This window comes from uncultured Methylobacterium sp., from assembly GCF_964242245.1.
GTDB lineage: Bacteria > Pseudomonadota > Alphaproteobacteria > Rhizobiales > Beijerinckiaceae > Methylobacterium.
This window is the reverse complement of sequence record NZ_CAXTBY010000027.1, coordinates 1-18,154: the sequence shown is the minus strand read 5'-3', so window position 1 is coordinate 18,154 and position 18,154 is coordinate 1. Positions and strand designations below refer to the sequence as shown.

Annotated in this window: 17 protein-coding genes; 13 read left to right on the top strand and 4 right to left on the bottom strand. The window is 72.7% G+C overall.

What is annotated here, in order from left to right; genetic code table 11:
* Positions 1-5: 5 nt before the first annotated feature.
* Entirely contained in the window at positions 6-416 is a 411-nt protein-coding gene (locus ACFE8Y_RS08740; protein WP_375464003.1) for a rhodanese-like domain-containing protein, read from the bottom strand.
* Positions 417-486: 70 nt separating this feature from the next.
* Between ACFE8Y_RS08740 and ftrA the strand changes: the two genes are divergently transcribed.
* Positions 487-1,503, top strand: a complete 1,017-nt coding sequence (ftrA, locus tag ACFE8Y_RS08735) for a transcriptional regulator FtrA (protein ID WP_375464002.1) — start codon at positions 487-489, stop codon at positions 1,501-1,503.
* 36 nt (positions 1,504-1,539) lie between these two features.
* On the opposite strand, the gene ACFE8Y_RS08730 is transcribed toward ftrA, so the two are convergent.
* Positions 1,540-2,424, bottom strand: a complete 885-nt coding sequence (locus ACFE8Y_RS08730) for an HpcH/HpaI aldolase/citrate lyase family protein (protein WP_375464001.1) — start codon at positions 2,422-2,424, stop codon at positions 1,540-1,542.
* 171 nt (positions 2,425-2,595) lie between these two features.
* Here ACFE8Y_RS08730 and ACFE8Y_RS08725 point away from each other — a divergent pair, with 171 nt between their 5' ends.
* The gene (locus tag ACFE8Y_RS08725; RefSeq protein ID WP_375464000.1) at positions 2,596-2,940 is read left to right on the top strand and encodes a hypothetical protein; all 345 of its coding nucleotides are present in this window, start codon (positions 2,596-2,598) and stop codon (positions 2,938-2,940) included.
* Between the two features lies 1 nt (position 2,941).
* On the opposite strand, the gene ACFE8Y_RS08720 is transcribed toward ACFE8Y_RS08725, so the two are convergent.
* Both ACFE8Y_RS08720 and ACFE8Y_RS08715 read right to left on the bottom strand, forming a co-directional pair.
* A complete protein-coding gene (locus ACFE8Y_RS08720; RefSeq protein ID WP_375463999.1) occupies positions 2,942-4,273 on the bottom strand; it encodes an MATE family efflux transporter in 1,332 nt (443 codons plus the stop codon).
* A 470-nt stretch (positions 4,274-4,743) separates the two neighbouring features.
* Positions 4,744-5,088: a DUF6460 domain-containing protein gene (locus ACFE8Y_RS08715; protein WP_375463998.1), complete on the bottom strand. Its 345-nt coding sequence runs from the start codon at positions 5,086-5,088 to the stop codon at positions 4,744-4,746.
* Between the two features lie 223 nt (positions 5,089-5,311).
* Between ACFE8Y_RS08715 and ACFE8Y_RS08710 the strand changes: the two genes are divergently transcribed.
* The 11 genes from ACFE8Y_RS08710 to rpmG all read left to right on the top strand — a co-directional run bounded on the left by ACFE8Y_RS08710 (position 5,312) and on the right by rpmG (position 17,795).
* A complete protein-coding gene (locus ACFE8Y_RS08710) occupies positions 5,312-6,268 on the top strand; it encodes an alpha/beta hydrolase (protein ID WP_375463997.1) in 957 nt (318 codons plus the stop codon).
* The gene (locus tag ACFE8Y_RS08705; RefSeq protein ID WP_375464022.1) at positions 6,265-8,934 is read left to right on the top strand and encodes a DEAD/DEAH box helicase; all 2,670 of its coding nucleotides are present in this window, start codon (positions 6,265-6,267) and stop codon (positions 8,932-8,934) included. Before ACFE8Y_RS08710 ends, ACFE8Y_RS08705 begins: the two co-directional genes overlap by 4 nt.
* Before the next feature lie 41 nt (positions 8,935-8,975).
* On the top strand, positions 8,976-9,689 hold the full coding sequence (pdeM, locus tag ACFE8Y_RS08700; protein ID WP_375463996.1) for a ligase-associated DNA damage response endonuclease PdeM: 714 nt from the start codon (positions 8,976-8,978) through the stop codon (positions 9,687-9,689).
* Between the two features lie 87 nt (positions 9,690-9,776).
* Positions 9,777-10,571 (top strand): 2-oxo-tetronate isomerase, encoded by a 795-nt coding sequence (gene otnI, locus ACFE8Y_RS08695; RefSeq protein ID WP_375463995.1) that lies wholly within the window; start codon positions 9,777-9,779, stop codon positions 10,569-10,571.
* Between the two features lie 180 nt (positions 10,572-10,751).
* Positions 10,752-12,608 (top strand): glycoside hydrolase family 15 protein, encoded by a 1,857-nt coding sequence (locus ACFE8Y_RS08690; RefSeq protein WP_375463994.1) that lies wholly within the window; start codon positions 10,752-10,754, stop codon positions 12,606-12,608.
* 193 nt (positions 12,609-12,801) lie between these two features.
* A complete protein-coding gene (locus ACFE8Y_RS08685; protein ID WP_375463993.1) occupies positions 12,802-13,380 on the top strand; it encodes an NADPH-dependent FMN reductase in 579 nt (192 codons plus the stop codon).
* 64 nt (positions 13,381-13,444) lie between these two features.
* Positions 13,445-13,783: a hypothetical protein gene (locus ACFE8Y_RS08680; protein WP_375463992.1), complete on the top strand. Its 339-nt coding sequence runs from the start codon at positions 13,445-13,447 to the stop codon at positions 13,781-13,783.
* A gap of 177 nt (positions 13,784-13,960) precedes the next feature.
* Entirely contained in the window at positions 13,961-16,273 is a 2,313-nt protein-coding gene (rnr, locus tag ACFE8Y_RS08675; protein WP_375463991.1) for a ribonuclease R, read from the top strand.
* Positions 16,274-16,296: 23 nt separating this feature from the next.
* Positions 16,297-16,767, top strand: a complete 471-nt coding sequence (locus tag ACFE8Y_RS08670) for a DUF983 domain-containing protein (RefSeq protein ID WP_375463990.1) — start codon at positions 16,297-16,299, stop codon at positions 16,765-16,767.
* Positions 16,709-17,467, top strand: coding sequence for an NUDIX domain-containing protein (locus ACFE8Y_RS08665; RefSeq protein ID WP_375463989.1), 759 nt, complete (start codon positions 16,709-16,711; stop codon positions 17,465-17,467). The genes ACFE8Y_RS08670 and ACFE8Y_RS08665 overlap by 59 nt, the downstream gene beginning before the upstream one ends.
* A gap of 160 nt (positions 17,468-17,627) precedes the next feature.
* Complete coding sequence (gene rpmG, locus ACFE8Y_RS08660; protein ID WP_147726819.1) at positions 17,628-17,795, top strand: 50S ribosomal protein L33; 168 nt, start codon at positions 17,628-17,630, stop codon at positions 17,793-17,795.
* Positions 17,796-18,154: the final 359 nt, after the last annotated feature.

The following is an 18,154-nucleotide window of genomic DNA, read 5'->3' as shown; positions in this document are numbered from 1 at the left end:
GCCGGTCAGCCGCCCGGCGCACCGCCGGTGGCGAGGGCGAAGCCTTCGTCCGCCCAGCCGGTGACGCCGCCGATCATCAGCTTCACGGGACGGCCGAGCTCGGCCAAGCGCAGGGCGGCTCGATCGGCCCCGTTGCAGTGCGGACCCGCGCAGTAGACCACGAACAGTGTGTCGTCCGGCCACGCGGACAGGGCTTCGGCGGTGATGGAGCGGTGCGGCAGGCCGAGGGCGCCGGGCACGTGGCCGCGCGCGTAGGCCTCGGGCCCCCGCACGTCGAGAACGACGAAGTCGGCGGCGCCAGTCGTCAGCGCGGCGTGAACGTCCGCGCAATCGGCCTCCAGGGCGAGGCGCCCCGCGAAGTGGTCGCGCGCGGTCTCCGGGGCGGCGGCGGGAATTTGGGTGATGGCGCTCGGCATCGACGCGTCTCCTCGGATGGGTCGGCCGGGAGAGGGTAGGAGATTCGAGGTCCGCTGGTGAGCGGCACGAATGCCGGTTATCGTCAGGATCATGCCAGAACGCCGATCCTCCCGAACGGCCGCGGACAGGCCCGTGATCGTGCTGGCCTACGATGGCCTGTGCACCTTCGAGTTCGGCTGCGCCGTCGAGGTCTTCGGGTTGCCGCGCCCCGAGATGGGACCGGACTGGTACAGGTTCGCGGTCGCGGGGCTGGAATCCGGCCCGATGCGGGCAACGGGCGGAGTCCACGTCCTGGCTGACGGAGGTCTGGAACTCCTTGAGGGCGCCGGCACCGTCATCGTGCCCGGGTGGCGCGGCATCGACGCCCCGGTGCCCGACGATCTCCGCGCGGCCCTCCGCGCCGCCCACGCGGACGGCGCGCGCATCCTCTCGCTCTGCTCCGGCGCCTTCGTCCTCGCGGCCGCGGGCCTCCTCGACGGGCACGACGCGACGACGCACTGGCGCTACGCCGAGGCCCTCGTCCGGCGGCATCCGGCCCTGCACTTCGTGCCGGACGTGCTCTACGTCGATGCGGGCAGCGTCCTCACCGCGGCGGGGAGCGCGGCGGGCCTCGACCTGTGCCTGCATCTCGTCCGGCGCGACCGCGGCGCGGAGGTCGCGAACCGGATCGCCCGACGCCTCGTCCTGCCGGCGCACCGTCAGGGCGGACAGGCCCAGTACGTCGAGCGGCCGGTGCCGCGCCTGCGCGCGCCCGCCTCGCGGCTCGCCCCCCTGCTCGACCGGGTGCGGACAGCCCTCGACCAGGAGTGGACGGTGGCGCGGCTCGCGGCCGACGCGGCGCTGAGTCCGCGCGCCCTGCATCGCCGCTTCCGGGAGGCGACCGGGCTGAGCCCCGGCGCGTGGCTCGTCGCCGAGCGCGTCGAGCGCGCCCGCGAACTCCTGGAGACGTCTCGGCTGCCGATCCCCGCGGTGGCCGCCGCCTGCGGCTTCGGATCGCCGGAAGCGCTGCGCCATCACTTCCGTACCCGGCTCGGCGCGAGCCCGGCCGCCTACCGCACGGCGTTTCCCGAGGCGGCCTATCCCTGAAGGACGCCGTTCACTGCCCCTTGTCACTGCCCCTTGTCACTGTCCCTTGGCGGCGATCGATTCCGACCACATCACCGCGCGGCGGGCCATGCCGGTGTGCTGGCGCTCGTACATGCGGCCCTCGACCTGGATGGCGCCGCGCCGGGCGTTCTCCGGCCGGTCGAAGGCGTCGAGGACGAGGCGGGCGCGGCGCACCTCCTCCTCGGTCGGGGCAAACGAGGTGTTGGCCGGCTCCAACTGGTTCGGGTGGATCAGGGTCTTGCCGTCGAAGCCGAGGTCGCGCGCCTGCCGGCACTCGGTGCGGCAGCCCTCGATGTCGCCGATGTCGTTCCACACGCCGTCGAGGATGGTCAGCCCTTCGGCCCGCGCCGCGGCGAGCGCGAACATGATCCACGGCAGCATCGGCACGCGGCCGGGCACGAGCTGCGCCCAGGTGTCCTTGGCGAGATCGTTGGTGCCGAGCACGAAGCAGGTCAGCCGGGTGCGCCGGTCGCGGCTCGCCCGGGCGATCTCCTGGATGTTGAGGATCGCGGCCGGCGTCTCGATCATCGCCCAGACGGCGATGCCCTCGGGGGCGTCCAGCGCCTCCAGGTGGTTGGCTATGCTCTCCAGCACCGCGGGCGAGGACACCTTCGGCATCAGGATCGCGTCCGGCCGCGCCTGGATCGCCGCACGCAGGTCGGCCTCGCCCCAGGGGGTCTGGGGGGCGTTGACCCGGATGATCAGCTCGCGGTCGCCGTAGCCGCCGCCCTTCACCGCGGCGCAGACCTGCTCGCGGGCCAAGTCCTTCTCCTCCAGGCCGACCGCGTCCTCCAGGTCGAGGATCAGGCAGTCGGCCGGCAGGGTCTTGGCCTTGTCGAGCGCGCGCTGGTTCGAGCCCGGCATGTAGAGGACGCTGCGGCGGAGGCGGATGTCGGACATGTCACTTCCCGATGATTCGGGGAGGACCCTACCGCACGGGCACCACCGTGCCAGGGGTGGGGACGCCGAAACGCGGCAGAAAGCGGCGCCGTCGAAACCCGGTGCGCGGCCCCGCTTTCGTCACCATCGGCGGCCAAGCCGGTCCCGGCACGAGAATCGAAGGTCGGACCCATGATGCGACGCGCGCTGCTCGGCCTGCTGGTGACGACGGCCCTGGCGATGCCGGTGGCGGCGTCGGCCGCGAGCAACACCGTGGTCGGCGTCGGCTCCGGCGCGGTCGCGGGCGCCCTCGTGGCCGGCCCGGTCGGCGCGGTGGCGGGCGCCGTGATCGGCGGCGTGGTCGGCGCCTCGACGGAGCGCGCGCGGCGGCCGCGGATGCGCCGGGCCCCGCTGGTCCGCCAGCGGCACGCGGAACGCCCCGCCCGCAGGACCGTGCAGCGCCGCGTCGAGGCCGCGGCACCGGCCGATCCGCCGCGGGCGCCGGCGTCGACGGGCACCTGGAAGGACCCGCGCTGACTCACGGCGCCTCGGGCGGGAAGGTCCGGCGCGCGAGCCGCGGGTAGGCCAGCGCTTGGCCGACGCCGCGCGCGGCGAGGAAGCCCAGGAAGGCGAGCCACAGGCCGGCATTGCCGAGGTCCAGCCCCTGCACCAGGGCCAGCGCGGCGCCGTAGGCCGCGAGCGCGGCCAGCATCAGGTTGCGCATCGCCCGGGTCCAGGTGGCGCCGATGTAGATGCCGTCGTAGGCGAACGGCAGCGCCGCGACGAGGGGCGCCAGCGCGGCCAGCACGAGGTAGCGCCGGGCGACCGCGCGCACGGGCTCGCTCGTGGTCACGAAATCGATGAAGGCGTGGCCCCCGGTGAGCGCCAGCAGGCTGACCGCGACGCCGAAGCCGAGGCACCAGAGCAGCGACAGGCGCGAGGCCCGGCGGAAGCCCGCTGCATCGCGGGCGCCGACCGCCTGCCCGCACAGCGCCTCGGCCGCAGTGGCGAAGCCGTCGAGGAAGAACCCGCCGATCAGGAAGAGATTCCACAGCACGGCGTTCGCCGCGAGCACCGCGTCGCCCTGGCGGGCGCCGAGCGCCGAGAACAGGACGATGCCGGCGACCAACGCCAGCGTCCGCACGACGACGTCGCCGTTGACGGACAGCGTCCGCCGCAGGGCTGCCGCATCGCGGATCTCGGCGAGCGGCACGCGCCAGGGCCGCGAGCCGAGCCGGGCGAGGAGGAGAAGCCCGAGACCGAGGCCGGCAGCCTCCGCCGTCACGGTGGCGAGCGCCGCGCCGGCGAGCCCCAGGTCGAGGCCGAGCACCAGCGCCAGGGTGAGGCCGATGTTGACGGCGTTGATCGCCACCTGCAGCAGCAGCCCGAGATCGGTGCGCCCGCGCCCGAGGACGGAGCCGAGGACGGCGTAGTTCGCGAGCGCGAAGGGCGCGGAGAGGATGCGGACGTGGAAGTACGTGGCAAGGCCCGCGACCACCGCCGGGCTCGCGCCGCTGATCCGGAAGGCCGCCGCCGCGATCGGCCCCTGCAGGATGAGGAGGGCGAGGCCGGCGAGCAGCCCGGCGGCGAGCGCGCGCGCCAGCGTCCGGTCGACCTCGGCGCGGTCGCGCGCGCCCACCGCCTGCGCGGTCAGCCCGGCGGTCGCCATGCGCAGCGCGCCGAACGACCAGAACAGCGCGTCGAAGATCACCGCCCCGAGGGCGATCGCCCCGAGCAGCGCCGCATCGCCCAGCCGCCCGATCACCGCCGCGCCGACGAAGCCGAGCATCGGCGTCGTAACGTTGGCAAGCGTCATCGGCAGGGCAAGCGCGAGAACGCGCCGGCCGGTGACCGGCGGGGGTGGCGTCATCCTTGCCGCGTGATCCGGCTGGACATGGTGCCTTCGCGCAACGACGCGATGCCGGGATGAGGCGGCGTCACTTCGAGGATTGATGCACGTGCCAGCGCACGGCGGCGTATCCGATCGCCATGAGCGTGAGTGGCAGGACGACGTTCGCGAAGACCCAAAGTCCCATCATGTGAGAGTCCCGAGTGCTTGGCGCGCCATCACGTGGAGAAACACGGCAGCACACGGCCAGATCGTAGCACTCGCGGCGTAGAAGGCGCTATGCTCGGCAGGTGCCACCGCTCCCGGTCCGTACAGGGTGGCCGAGATCGGACCGAAGATCCCGACCGTGACGCAAGCTGTGGACGCTCGGTCGAGCGCGTTGGCGAGGAGCCTCGCACGCTCGTTCGAAATCGCGACGCGGTCTCGAGCGTCCGTCTCACGCTCCATCGGATGACCGCTCCTTTCGTACCGCGGCTTTCAACGACCCTGACCTACTTCGAAACCGCCAGCAGCCGCGAGATCAGCCACAGCGGCACCACCACCACGGCGCCCGCGACGATCCAGCCGCCGAAATCGTGCACGCTGGCGAGGCCCAGCGCGATCAGCGTGCCGGCCGCCTCGTAGACCTGCCGGAACAGCCGTCCGGGCGTGAGCCCGAGCATCGCCATGAAGGCGCCCACCAGCACCGACAGGAACAGCAGCCGCAGGAACACCCCGGCCGGCGATCCGCCGAGGAAGCGGCGCAGGCCTGAGCCGCGCGCGCCCGGCAACGGAGCCTGTGAGGGCGCGTCCTGATACCGGGACTCCCGGCCGCGCGGGTCGTGCTCGACGATCATGAACCTTCCTCGGAACGCGAGCCTTCCAACCCTCGGAAGCCGGCGGAAGCGTGACGGATGCACCACACCGGGCGCGAAACCGGATCGCCGCCGGGGCGTTGGACGGTTTCGTCGTTCGGGACGAGATGGCAATGCGGCGTCCGGGCGCCAAGATGCGCGCGGGATTCGCGGGAGCCCGACGCGGTGCGCGCCGCCTCCGCACGTGAACGAGACCAAACGCCCCATGATCGACCACGCCCTGTTCGAGCCGGCGACGATCGATCCGGAGACCAAGCGGCTGAACGCCGAGATCGTGGCGGCCCACGCCGCGCAGGCCGACCCGTGGTCGCTGCCGATCGCGGAGGTGCGCGCCCGGCGGCGCGCCGGCACCCCGGCCTCGCCGGCGATGCCGCGCAGCGCTCGCGCCGAGACGCTGACGATCGACGGCCCCGGCGGAGAGCTGCCCCTGCGCGTGGTCCGGCCGCGGCCGGGCGCGAAGGTGCGCGGCGCCTACCTGCACATCCACCGCGGCGGCTGGGTCTGGGGCTCGGCCGACGAGCAGGACCCGTGGCTGGAGCGCATCGCCGATTCCTGCGGCTTCGTCTGCCTGTCGGTGGAGTATCGCCTCGCGCCCGAGCACCCCTACCCGGCGGCCCTCCTCGATTGCGAGGCGGCGGCCCTCTGGCTTGCCGGCCCAGGCAAGGCCGAGTTCGGCGTCTCGGCGCTGACCATCGGCGGGGAATCCGTCGGCGCGCACTTGGCCGTCATGGTCCTGCTGCGCCTGCGCGACAAGCACGGGCTGCCGCGCGCCTTCCGCGGCGCGAACCTCAACGCCGGCTTCTTCGACCTCGGCCTGACGCCGTCGGTGCGCAACTGGGGTGAGGAGCGCCTCGTCGTCAACACCCGCGACCTCACCGCCTTCGCCGACGGCTACGTGCGCGACGGCATCGATCGGCGCCGCCCCGACGTCTCGCCGATCTACGCGCACCTGAAGGGCCTGCCGCCGGCCCTGTTCACGGTGGGCACCTGCGATCCGCTGCTGGACGACACCCTCTACATGGCGAGCCGCTGGGCGGCGGCCGCGAACGGCGGCCACACCGCGGTCTATCCGGGCGGATGCCACGTCTTCGTCCGCCATCCCGGCGCGATGACGGAGCGCGCCCTTGAACTCATCGACCGCTTCCTGATGGCGCTCGCCTGAGCCGGCGCGCGGCGGCTCCGCCCGATCCGGGAGCGCTGCCGCCGGCCTTCGCGGCATGGTTCGCCTCCCGCGGCTGGAGCCCCAGGCGCCATCAGCTCGACCTCCTGCGGATCGCCGGCCAGCGCCGCTCGGCCCTGCTCGTCGCGCCGACCGGCGCGGGCAAGACGCTGGCGGGCTTCCTGCCGAGCCTCGTCGCCCTGTCCGAGGGGCGGGAGAAATCCCGGACGCTGCACACCCTCTACGTCTCGCCGCTGAAGGCGCTGGCCGTCGACATCGCGCGCAACCTCGACGCGCCGGTCGCCGAGATGGGGCTGTCGGTGCGGATCGAGACCCGCACCGGCGACACGCCGGCCCACAAGCGCACCCGCCAGATCGAGCGCCCGCCCGACATCCTGCTGACCACGCCCGAGCAGCTCGCCCTGCTGATCGCCCACCGCGAGGCGACCGACTTCTTCTCGGGGTTGCGCTGCGTGATCCTGGATGAGCTCCACGCGCTGGTCACGTCCAAGCGCGGCGATCTGCTGTCGCTGGCGCTCGCCCGCCTCCACCGCCTCAGCCCCGGGCTGACCGCGATCGGCCTCTCGGCCACGGTGCGGGAGCCGGACGAGCTGCGAAAATATCTGGTGCCGCAGAACGGGCCGGACACGCGCCACCTCCCTCCCCCTTTAGCGGGGGAGGGTGGCCGTCGCGTGAGCGAGGGTCGGGAGGGGGGAGCGCCGCATCCGGCACCGTCGCTCCCCTCTCCCGACTTAGCTCGCGAGCCACCCTCCCCCGCAGAGGAGGGAGGGGAAAGATGCGCGCCCGCCATGGCCGACCTCGTCGTCGTGCAGGGCGGGGCGGCGCCGGACCTGCGCATGCTGGACACCGGCCTCACCCTGCCGCTCGCCGGCCACACCGCGTGGCAGGCGATGCCGGCGATCTACGACCTGATCCGGGCGCACCGCACCGTCCTGGTCTTCGTCAACACCCGGCTCCAGGCGGAGTACACCTTCCAGGAGCTGTGGCGCCTGAACGACGACGTGCTGCCGATCGCGCTCCACCACGGCTCGCTCGACGCCACGCAACGCCGCCGGGTCGAGGCGGCGATGGCGGCCGGCCAGCTCCGCGCCATCGTCTGCACCGCGACCCTGGACCTCGGCATCGACTGGGGCAACGTCGACCTCGTGGTCAACGTCGGCGCACCGAAGGGCGCGAGCCGGATCATGCAGCGGATCGGCCGGGCCAACCACCGCATGGACGAGCCCTCGAAGGCCTACCTCGTCCCCGGCAACCGCTTCGAGATGCTGGAGTGTCAGGCGGCGCTGGACGCCGTGGAGGCGGCCGCGCAGGACACGCCCGACGCCCGCCTCGGCGCCCCGGACGTGCTGGCCCAGCACGTGCTCGGCATGGCCTGCGCCGATGCCTTCGACCCGCTCGGCCTCTACGCGGAGATCACCTCGGCCGCCCCCTACGCGGGCCTGTCGTGGGAGGATTTCGAACAGGTCGTCGACTACGTCGCCACCGGCGGCTACGCGCTGCGCGCCTACGAGCGCTTCGCCAAGATCCTGCGCGGGCCGGACGGGCTCTGGCGCGTGCGCGACGCCCGCGTCGCGCAGCAGTATCGGATGAACATCGGCACCATCGTCGAGGCCACCAAGGTGAAGGTCCGGCTCGCCCGCACCCTCCGGGGCAGGCCCGGCACGGTGCTGCCGAAGACCGGCCGGGTGCTCGGCGAGATCGAGGAGGATTTTGCCGAGACCCTGACGCCCGGCGACACCTTCCTGTTCGCGGGCGAGGTGCTGCGCTTCGAGGGCCTCGCCGAGGACGAGGCGATGGCCACGCGGGCGGGCCCCGGCACCGACCCGGCGATTCCCTCCTACGCCGGCGCGAAGTTCCCGCTCTCGACGTACCTTGCCGCGCGGGTGCGCGCGATCATCGCCGACCCGTTCGAGTGGGACCGGCTGCCCAAGCAGGTCGCCGACTACCTCCTGCTCCAGCGCCGCCGCTCGGTGCTGCCGGGCGCGCGCGACCTCCTGGTCGAGACCTTTCCGCGGGCGGGCCGCCACTACCTCACCGCATTCCCGTTCGAGGGCCGGCTCGCGCACCAGACGCTGGGCATGCTGCTGACCCGGCGGATGGAGCGGGCCGCCTTGCGCCCCCTGGGCTTTGCCGCCAACGATTACGGCCTCGCGATCTTCATGACCCGCGACCTCTCCGAGCGGATCGCCCTGGAGCCCGGCTTCCTCGCGGATCTCTTCGCGCAGGACATGCTCGGCGACGACCTGGAGGCGTGGCTCGACGAATCGTCGATGATGCGCCGCACCTTCCGCCAGTGCGCGGTGATCGCCGGGCTGATCGAGCGGCGCCATCCCGGCCTGAGGAAGACCGGCCGGCAGGTCACGATCTCGACCGACCTGATCTACGACGTGCTGCGCAAGCACCAGCCCGACCACCTGCTGATGCGGGCCGCCCGCCAGGATGCGGCAACCGGACTCCTCGACGTGCGGCGCCTCGGTATGATGTTGGAGCGCGTCCGGGGGCGAATCATCCACAGGGCGCTGGACCGCGTCTCGCCGCTCTCCGTCTCCGTCATGCTCGAGATCGGGCGCGAGCGGGTCTACGGCGAGGGCGCGGACGAGATCCTGGCCGAGGCCGAAGCCCAGCTCCTCGAAGAGGCGATGGGCTGAGTTTTCGTGGTGTGCCCCCTTCCCCCGGCGAGGATGCGATCTTGGCGCTCGGTCAGAGACTCGAGAAGACTCACAAGGCCCCCGGTCTGACGCTGGCCGGGGAGACCCTGATCCTCGACCTGTGCGGCGGCCTGTGGCTGCCGGAGCACCGCACGCTCGTCGTCTCCGACCTCCACCTGGAGAAGGGCTCGGCCTACGCCGCCCGCACCGGCCAGTTCCTGCCGCCCTACGACACCCGCGAGACGCTGGCCTGTGTGCACGAGGCGATCGTGCGCCACGATCCGGCCCGCGTCGTCGCGCTGGGCGATTCCTTCCACGATGCCCGCGGACCCGAGCGGATGGAGCCCGGCGACCGGGCGATGGTGGCGGCCCTCCAGGCGGGGCGCGACTGGGTCTGGATCGCCGGCAACCACGACGCCGCGGTGAGCGAGGGCGTCGGCGGGCGCTACGCCGAAGCGCTGACGCTCGGCGGCCTGACGCTGCGCCACGAGCCCAGCTCCGGACCCGCCGCCGGCGAGATCGCGGGGCACCTCCATCCCTGCGGCAAGGTCGCGATGCGGGGCCGCGCGGTGCGCCGCCGCTGCTTCGTCGCCGACGGCACCCGCCTCGTGATGCCGGCCTTCGGCGCCTATGCCGGCGGCCTGAACGTGCGCGACAAGGCGTTCGAGCCGCTGTTCCCGGGCGGCTTCACCGCGCATCTCCTCGGCGACGGCCGGGTGTTCTCCATCGGCCGGACGATGCTGGCCAAGGATTGAGGGTTTCGCGGCGATGGCGGCCCGAGTCGCCTTCAATACGCAGGTCTTCGAGGCGCCGCTGCTCACCGCCGAGAGCTGAAAAAGATCATGCCGCGCTTTGCCGCCAACCTCACCCTGATGTTCACCGAGCGCCCGTTCCTCGACCGCTTCGCGGCGGCCGCGGATGCGGGCTTCGACGCGGTCGAAGTCCTGTTCCCCTACGACCATCCGCCGGAGGCGATCGCCGAGCGTCTGCGGCGCCACGGCCTGACGCTGGCCCTGTTCAACCTGCCGCCGGGCGACTTCGCGGCGGGCGAGCGCGGGCTCGCCGCCCTGCCCGGGCGCTTCGAGGCGCTGCGCGCCGGGGTCGAGACCGGCCTGCGCTACGCCGCGGCGACGGGCGCCGCCCGGCTGCACCTGATGGCGGGGCTGGCCGAGGCCGACGACCCGCGCGCGATCGAGTCCTACCGCCGCGCCGTCGCCTGGACGGCCGAGCGCGTCGGCCGGGCCGGCATCGACCTCCTGCTGGAGCCGATCAACGGCCGCGACATGCCGGGCTACTTCCTCAGCGATGTCGACCGGGCCGCCGCGCTCATCCGCGACCTCGGGATGACGAACCTCAAGCTTCAGTTCGACCTCTACCACGCCCAGATCCTGCACGGCGACCTGACGATGCGGCTGCGCGCGACGATGCCGATCATCGGCCACGTCCAGACCGCGTCGGTGCCCGGGCGGCATGAGCCCGGCACGGGCGAGGTCGACGACGCCGTCCTGTTCGCCGAACTCGACCGGCTGGGCTACGCCGGCTTCGTCGGTTGCGAGTACCGCCCGGCCGCGGGCACCGAGGCGGGCCTGGGCTGGTTCGCGCCCTACCGCGCGGACCGGAACGGGGCGGCTCGGTGAACCACGCGCGGGGGCTCGCGGCCGACGCGACCCTCTGCGCCAGCGCCGCGACCGTCCACGGAAAACGAGCCGAGGCTGCTTGATCGGCCGTCCCGCTCGTGTGGCATATCGTCAAGCTCGATCGATCCGCGGCCTTGGAAGGCTAGGTTCGGATTATCCCGAACTGCCGTGCGGCCGACCTTGTCCAAACCGATCGAAGATTACGCCTGCATCGGCGACACGCACGCCACCGCCCTGATCGCCCGCGACGGCTCGATCGACTGGCTGTGCTGGCCGCGCCATGATTCGCCGGCCCTGTTCCTCGCGCTCCTGGACGATGCGAAGGGCGGCTCCTGCCGCATCGCGCTCGACGGACTTGAATCGGTGTCGCGCCGCTACGTGCCCCACACCAACGTGCTGGAAACGACCTTCGTCACCGCCACCGGCCGCGCCCGGCTGATCGACGTGATGCCGGTGAACCCGCCCAATCTGGAGCCCGAAGAGGGACCGGACGGCGAGGGCGAGAGCCGCCTGATCCGCCTCCTGACCTGCGAGGAGGGCTCCGTCTCGGGCCACTTCACCGTGCGCCCGACCTTCGATTACGCCCGCTGCGACGGCGTGCCGATCGCGGACGGACCTTCGGTCCTGTTCGAGGCCGGCCGACAGCGCCTGCGGGTGAGCGCGTCGGACGCCCCTGCGATCCGCGGGGCGACGGCCGAGAGCCGCTTCGCGGTTCGAGCCGGCGAGACGGCCTACCTCGTCCTCACCCACGGCGAGGAGGACGAGGCGGCAGCGATCGAGGACCTTCCGGGCGCGCAAGGCCGGGCCGATGCGACGATCGCCTACTGGGAGCGCTGGAGCGCGCGCTGCACCTACGACGGGCCCTACCGCGCGGCGGTGCTGCGCTCGGCGCTCTGCCTTAAGCTCCTGACCTACGCGCCCACCGGTGCCATCGTCGCGGCGGCCACCGCCGGCCTGCCGGAGGCGGTGCCGGGCAACCGCAACTACGATTACCGCTTCACCTGGATGCGGGACGCGACGTTCACCGTCACCGCCTTCGTGATGCTCGGCTACGTCCGCGAGGCCTCCGAGTTCCTGCGCTTCCTGCGCGAGGCCGACGGCAGCTACGGGCGCGACGCCCGCCTGCTCTACGGCATCGCCGAGACTGTGCCGGCGGAGGAGGAACTGGCGCACCTGTCCGGCTGGCGCGGCGTCGGGCCGCCCCTGATCGGCAACGCCGCCGCGAGCCAGAGCCAGCACGACATCTACGGCGAGTTGGTGCGCGCGCTCTGCGTCTTCCTCGAAGCGGTGGAGTACGACCCGCCGGAGAAGGTCAACGATCACCTCCCCAAGGTTCTGGAGAACCTGACGGCCCGCGCCATCGCCTGCCGGGACGCTCCCGACGACGGCATCTGGGAGCTGCGCACCGGTCCGCGCCAGCAGCTCCATACCAAGGCGATGCTGTGGGTGGCGCTGACCGACGCCGCCCGCATCGGCCGCAACATCAAGGGCGTGCCGGGCGACAAGATCGCCGCCTGGGAGCGGATCGCCGGGGAGATCCGCGCGGAGTACCTGGAGAGGGCCTGGAGCGCCGAGAAGCAGGCGTTTACCGGCGCCTACGATTCGCACCACCTCGACGCGGCGGTGATGCGCGCCGTGCTGTTCGGGGCGATCGACGCGGACGACCCCCGCACCGCCTCGACGCTGGACGCGATCGGGCGCGAACTCGGTGCCGGCGACCTGATCTACCGCTACCGCATGGACGACGGCCTGGAGGGCGACGAGGGTGCCTTCACGGCCTGCGCCTTCTGGCGCGTCGGCTGCCTCGCGCTCGCCGGGCGCACGGGCGAGGCGCGGGCGATCTTCGAGCGGCTGCTGGCGCGGGGCAACGACGTCGGCCTGTTCGCCGAGATGATCGATCCGGCGACCGGCGAGCAGCGCGGCAACGTGCCCCAGGGCTTCTCGCACATGGCGCTGATCAACGCCGCCCTGCGGCTCCAGGACACGATCGACCGGTTCGGCCTGCCGGAGGAGTCGATGAACCAAGCTGCCGAGTAGCGCAGCCTCGGCTCGATCGCGCGTCGCCGGACCGCCGACGCGCGACGCCCCCGGCCGCCGGTCCCTTCAGGACCGCCGTGCGGTGAGGAAGTCTGTCGGCGGACGACGAGCCGGTTCGACGAAGGGCGACGTGCCGTCGCACCGCACCGGCCGTGCCCTAGATCCGGGCCGAAGTCTCATCGAGGGCACACCCATGTCGCTCGTCTGTCCCGTGATCCTCGGTTCCGTGCGCTCCGACCGGCAGGGCCTGCGCGTCGCCCGGTTCCTGATCGCGCAGCTCGAAGCGCGCGGCCACGAGGCGCCCCTCGTCGATCCGATGGCGCTCAAGCTCCCGCTGCTCGACCGGATGTACAAGGAGTATCCGAAGGGCGAGGCGCCGGAGGCGCTGGAGGCCCTGGCCGCGCTCTACGTCCGCGCGGACGCGTTCGTCGTCGTCTCCGCCGAGTACAACCACGCGATCCCGCCGGCCCTCTCCAACACCCTCGACCACTTCCTGGAAGAGTATTCCTGGCGCCCGTCGGCGATCTGCTGCTACTCGGCCGGGCCGTACGGCGGCGTGCGCGCGGCGATGCCGCTGCGGGCCATGCTCGCCGAACTCGGCATGCCGAGCATCCCCTCGCTGCTGCCCGTGCCGCGGGTCGGCCAAGCGCTCGACGAGGCGGGCACGGCCGCCGAGGACTGGCTCGAACGGGCGGCCGGCAGGTTCCTCGACGAACTGGCGTGGTACGCCGAGGCGCTGAAGATGCAGCGGCAGAAGGGCACGCCCTACTGATCCGGATCTGGCACCCGGATTGCCACGCTGCGACGAGGGCGGATCGGCCGAGGACGGGCAGGGCATGAACGAGAGCGTGGAGCGGGTCAGGGACGTGCTGGCCGAGTTAATCAAGGCGGCCCTGGTCTCGGACGACCGCAAGAGCCTCGCGTTCCGCGATGCGGGACGGGCCAAGCTCGGCGCCCTGGCGGCCGAACCGCCGGATGGCGACGCGCTGCGGATGGACGGCGCCTGGACGCTCGCGATCAAGCTGGCGGAGGCGCCGGAGTTCCAGCCGGACGAGGGGCAGGTCAACCTGACCCTGCCGCGCCAGTGCCCGTTCGCCCTCGAAGACCTCGTGAGCCCGGCCTTCGACGTCGACCGGGCGGTCGACGGCATCCGCAAGTCGGCCTCCACCGGCTGACGGCGTTCGATCGGGGTCTCACTCACGGCTTCGCGAGGGGGGCCTACCTGTTGAGGGCGCGGGCCTCGGCGTTGCCGCGCACCGGCCACGACACCATGTTGGAGGCGTAGGGACGGCGCGAAGGTGCCGCCCGCATCCCAGGACGCGTCGCCGCGCGGCGTGAGCGAGCCCGAATTCTTGGCCAGACGCATCGATACCCGGGCGGGTGAGTCCGCCCTGCCCTCCCGCGAGCAGATCGTCGCCTTCATCAGTGAGGCCAAGGACAAGGTCGGCAAGCGCGAGATCGCGCAGGCCTTCGGCCTCCGCGGTGCGCACAAGATCGATCTCAAGCGCATCCTGAAGGAGATCGAGGCGGACGGTGCGATCGCGCGCGGCCGCGGCGGTCTGGCCACGGCCGGGCGACTGCCGCCGGTGGTGCTCGCCGACATCCGGGCGCGCGACCGCAACGGCGATTTCCTCGCGTTTCCAGCCGAATGGGACGCCGGGAAGGGCAAGCCGCCGACGATCGTGCTCGGCGCCCCGCGGGGCGGCCGCGGACCGAAGGGCATGACGCCCGGCATCGGCGACCGGGCCCTGCTGCGGGTCGAGCCCGACGGCGCGGACGGGCGCTACACCGGCCGCGTCGTCAAGGTGATCGGAAGAAACAAGGCCGAGGTCATCGGCGTGTACCGCGCGGGCGCGCAGGGCGGGCGGATCGTGCCGGTCGAGAAGCGTGCGCAGGGCCGCGAGATCCTGATCCCGCCGGGCGAGGAGGGCGAGGCCCGTGAGGGCGACCTCGTCAGCGTCACCCTGGAGCGCGAGACCCGCTTCGGCCTGGCCCGGGGACGCGTCCGGGAGCGCCTCGGCTCGCTCGGTTCCGAGAAGGCGGTGAGCCTGATCGCGCTGCACCTCCACCACATCCCGCACGTGTTCTCCGCCGCGACGTTGGCCGAGGCCGACGCGGCTGAGCCCGCGAGCCTCGAGGGCCGCGAGGACTGGCGCGCGCTCCCGCTCCTGACGATCGACCCGCCCGACGCCAAGGACCACGACGACGCGGTGATGGCCGAGCCCGACCCGGACCCGGCCAATCCCGGCGGCTTCCGCGTCACCGTCGCGATCGCGGACGTGGCGGCCTACGTCCGCCCCGGCTCGCACCTCGACCGCGAGGCGCTGGAGCGCGGCAACTCGGTCTACTTCCCCGACCGCGTCGTGCCGATGCTGCCCGAGCGCATCTCGAACGACCTGTGCTCGCTCCGCGAGGGCGAGGCCCGCCCGGCGCTCGCCGTGCGGATGGTGATCCAGGCGGACGGGACCAAGCGGCGGCACAGCTTCCACCGGGTGATGATGCGCTCGCGCGCAAAACTCTCCTACGCGCAGGCGCAAGGAGCGATCGACGGGCACGGCGACGACGCGACCGCCCCCCTGCTGGAACCGGCGCTGCGCCCGCTCTGGGCAGCCTACGCCGCCCTGAAGCAGGCGCGCGACGCGCGCGGTCCGCTGGCGCTCGATCTGCCCGAGCGCAAGGTGCTGCTGACGGCCGACGGCGCCGTCGACCGGGTGATCGTGCCCGACCGCCTCGATGCCCACCGGCTCATCGAGGAGTTCATGATCCAGGCCAACGTCGCGGCCGCCGAGACATTGGAAGCGGCGCGCCAAGCCCTGATCTACCGGGTGCACGACGAGCCGGCGATCGAGAAGATGCGGGGCCTGGGCGAGGTGCTGGCCTCGATCGGCATCAAGCTGCCGAAGGAAGGCGCGTTGCGGCCGGCCCTGTTCAACCGCATCCTCGCAGGCGTCGCCGGAACCGAGCACGCGGTGTTCATCAACGAGGTGGTGCTGCGCTCCCAGGCCCAGGCGGTCTACGCCGCGGAGAACCTCGGCCATTTCGGGCTGAACCTGCGCCGCTACGCCCACTTCACCTCGCCGATCCGGCGCTACGCCGACCTCGTCGTCCACCGGGCGCTGATCGCCGCCGGGCGCCTCGGCCCGGACGGCCTGTCGCCGGACGTGTCGGTCGCGGACCTCGCGCAGATCGGCGAGCAGATCTCGGCCGCCGAGCGCCGCGCCATGGCGGCCGAGCGCGAGACCATCGACCGTCTGATCGCCCACCACCTCGCCGACCGGGTCGGCGCGACGTTCTCGGGCCAGATCGCGGGCGTGACGCGGGCCGGGCTGTTCATCAAGCTCGCCGAGACCGGCGCGGACGGCTTCGTGCCGATCTCGACGCTGGGCGCCGACTACTTCCGCCACGAGGAGGCGCGCCACGCCCTGGTCGGCGAGCGCACCGGCGAGACGTTTCGGCTGGGTGATCGCGTCGAGGTCAGGCTGGTCGAGGCCGCGCCCGTGGCCGGCGCGCTGCGGTTCGAGCTGCTCTCCGAGGGGCGCGGCCGTGCGGGCACGCAGGCGGCGTCCGGCAAGACGCCCGCGGGGCGGCCGTTCAAGGCTGCCCCGAGCGGCCGGCCCTCCGGCATCCGCAACGCCGGCACGCGTCACCGCGGCTCGCGCCGCTGAGGCGGATCGGTGTAGAACGCGCCATGATGCTGCACGAGACGCCCCTGCGCACCGGCCTGGTCCGATCGATGGCCCGCGGCTTCCTCGGCCGCTGCCCGCATTGCGGAGGGGGCAGGATCTTCGGGCGCTACCTGAAGGTTCGCCCCGCCTGCGAGGCCTGCGGGCTCGAACTGCACCACCACCGCGCCGACGACCTCCCGCCCTACCTCGTGATCTTCATCGTCGCCCACCTCGTCGGCTACCTGATCCTGGAATCGGAGCTGCGCTACGAGGTGCCGCTGTGGTTCCAACTCGGCTTCTGGCCGGTCGCGACGCTCGGCCTCGCCCTCGGGCTGCTGCAGCCGGTGAAGGGCGCCGTCGTCGGCCTGCAATACGCCCTTGGCATGCACGGCTTCGCCGCGCTACCGCAGTCCCGCTCCGCTGCGGGGCCGGAGGATGCGCGCCTTGAACCACCCGGCCTCGAAGGCGCCCCCGGCACCATCGGCCGCGCCTGAGCCGGCCCGGCCGGCCGCCAAGCGCCTGCGGCCGCGCGACGCCGCGACGCTGATCATCCTCGACCGGCGCGGGCGCGCACCCCGGGTCCTGATGGGACGGCGCAACGCAGCGCTTGCCTTCATGCCGGGCAAGTTCGTGTTCCCGGGCGGACGGATCGAACGGGCTGACCGGCACATGCTGGTCGCCGGCGCGCTCCCCGCCTACGCGGAGGCCGCGCTGACGCGACACGTCACGCGCCCGCCGCATCACCTCGGACGCGCCCTGGCGCTCGCCGCGATCCGCGAGACCTTCGAGGAGACCGGGCTGCTGCTCGGCACCCGCGATTACGGACCGCCGACCTCGGTGCCGGAAGGCTGGGAGGCGTTCCGGGCGAACGGCGTGCTGCCGGATCTCGAAGCGCTGCACCTCGTCGCCCGGGCGATCACCCCGCCCGGGCGCGTGCGCCGCTTCGACACCCGCTTCTTCACGGCCGACCGCCGCGCGGTGGCCGCGGAGGCGCCGGGCCGAGTCTCCCCCGCGGCCGAGTTCGTCGAGCTCGCGTGGTTCACCCTCACCGCCGCGCGGAAGCTCGACCTGCCGGGCATCACCCGCGCCATCCTCGACGAGTTGGAGGTGCAGATCGCCGCCGATTTCGCGCCCCACCGCGAGATCCCGTTCCACTACGAGCGCCGCGGTCGGCGCGCGCGCGTCGTCCTGTAGGCGCCGGCCGGGACATCGTCATCGCGCGTGTCCCGTCGCCCGCCGCGACCTTGACGCCCCTCGCCTGATCGGGCATGCCCCGCCCGTCTTCGGCCGGCCTCGCCCGGCCCTTTTGCGTTTCGCGCATGCGGAATGCCGCAAGCCTCAGGAGCGCCGCGCCATGGCCAAGGCCGTCACCGTCAAGATCAAGCTCGTCTCCACCGCCGACACGGGCTACTTCTACGTCACCAAGAAGAACTCCCGGACCCAGACCGAGAAGCTGACGCAGCGCAAGTACGACCCGGTCGTGCGCAAGCACGTCGACTTCAAGGAATCCAAGATCAAGTAGTTCTCCGGGCCAGCACGCCGGACCGGACCGCGAGGCCGCCCCCGATCAAGGGCGGCCTTTTTCGTGATCAGTCTCGGTCCTGGATAGGTCATGCCAGCGGCCCTTGATGCTGACGCCTCAAGGGCGATCCGCCGCACGAGCGGCGACGCGCCTTCGCGTTCGCCAACGGAAGGAAGAGTCAAAAGTTCGGGCCGTTGGTATCATACGGTTTCCGGGTGATGAGCTCGGTTGCGTGCGCACCCTCCCCCTTTAGCGGGGGAGGGTGGCCCTCGCGTGAGCGAGGGTCGGGAGAGGGGAGCGCCGCATCCGGCACCGTCGCTCCCCTCTCCCGACTTAGCTCGCGGGCCACCCTCTCCCGC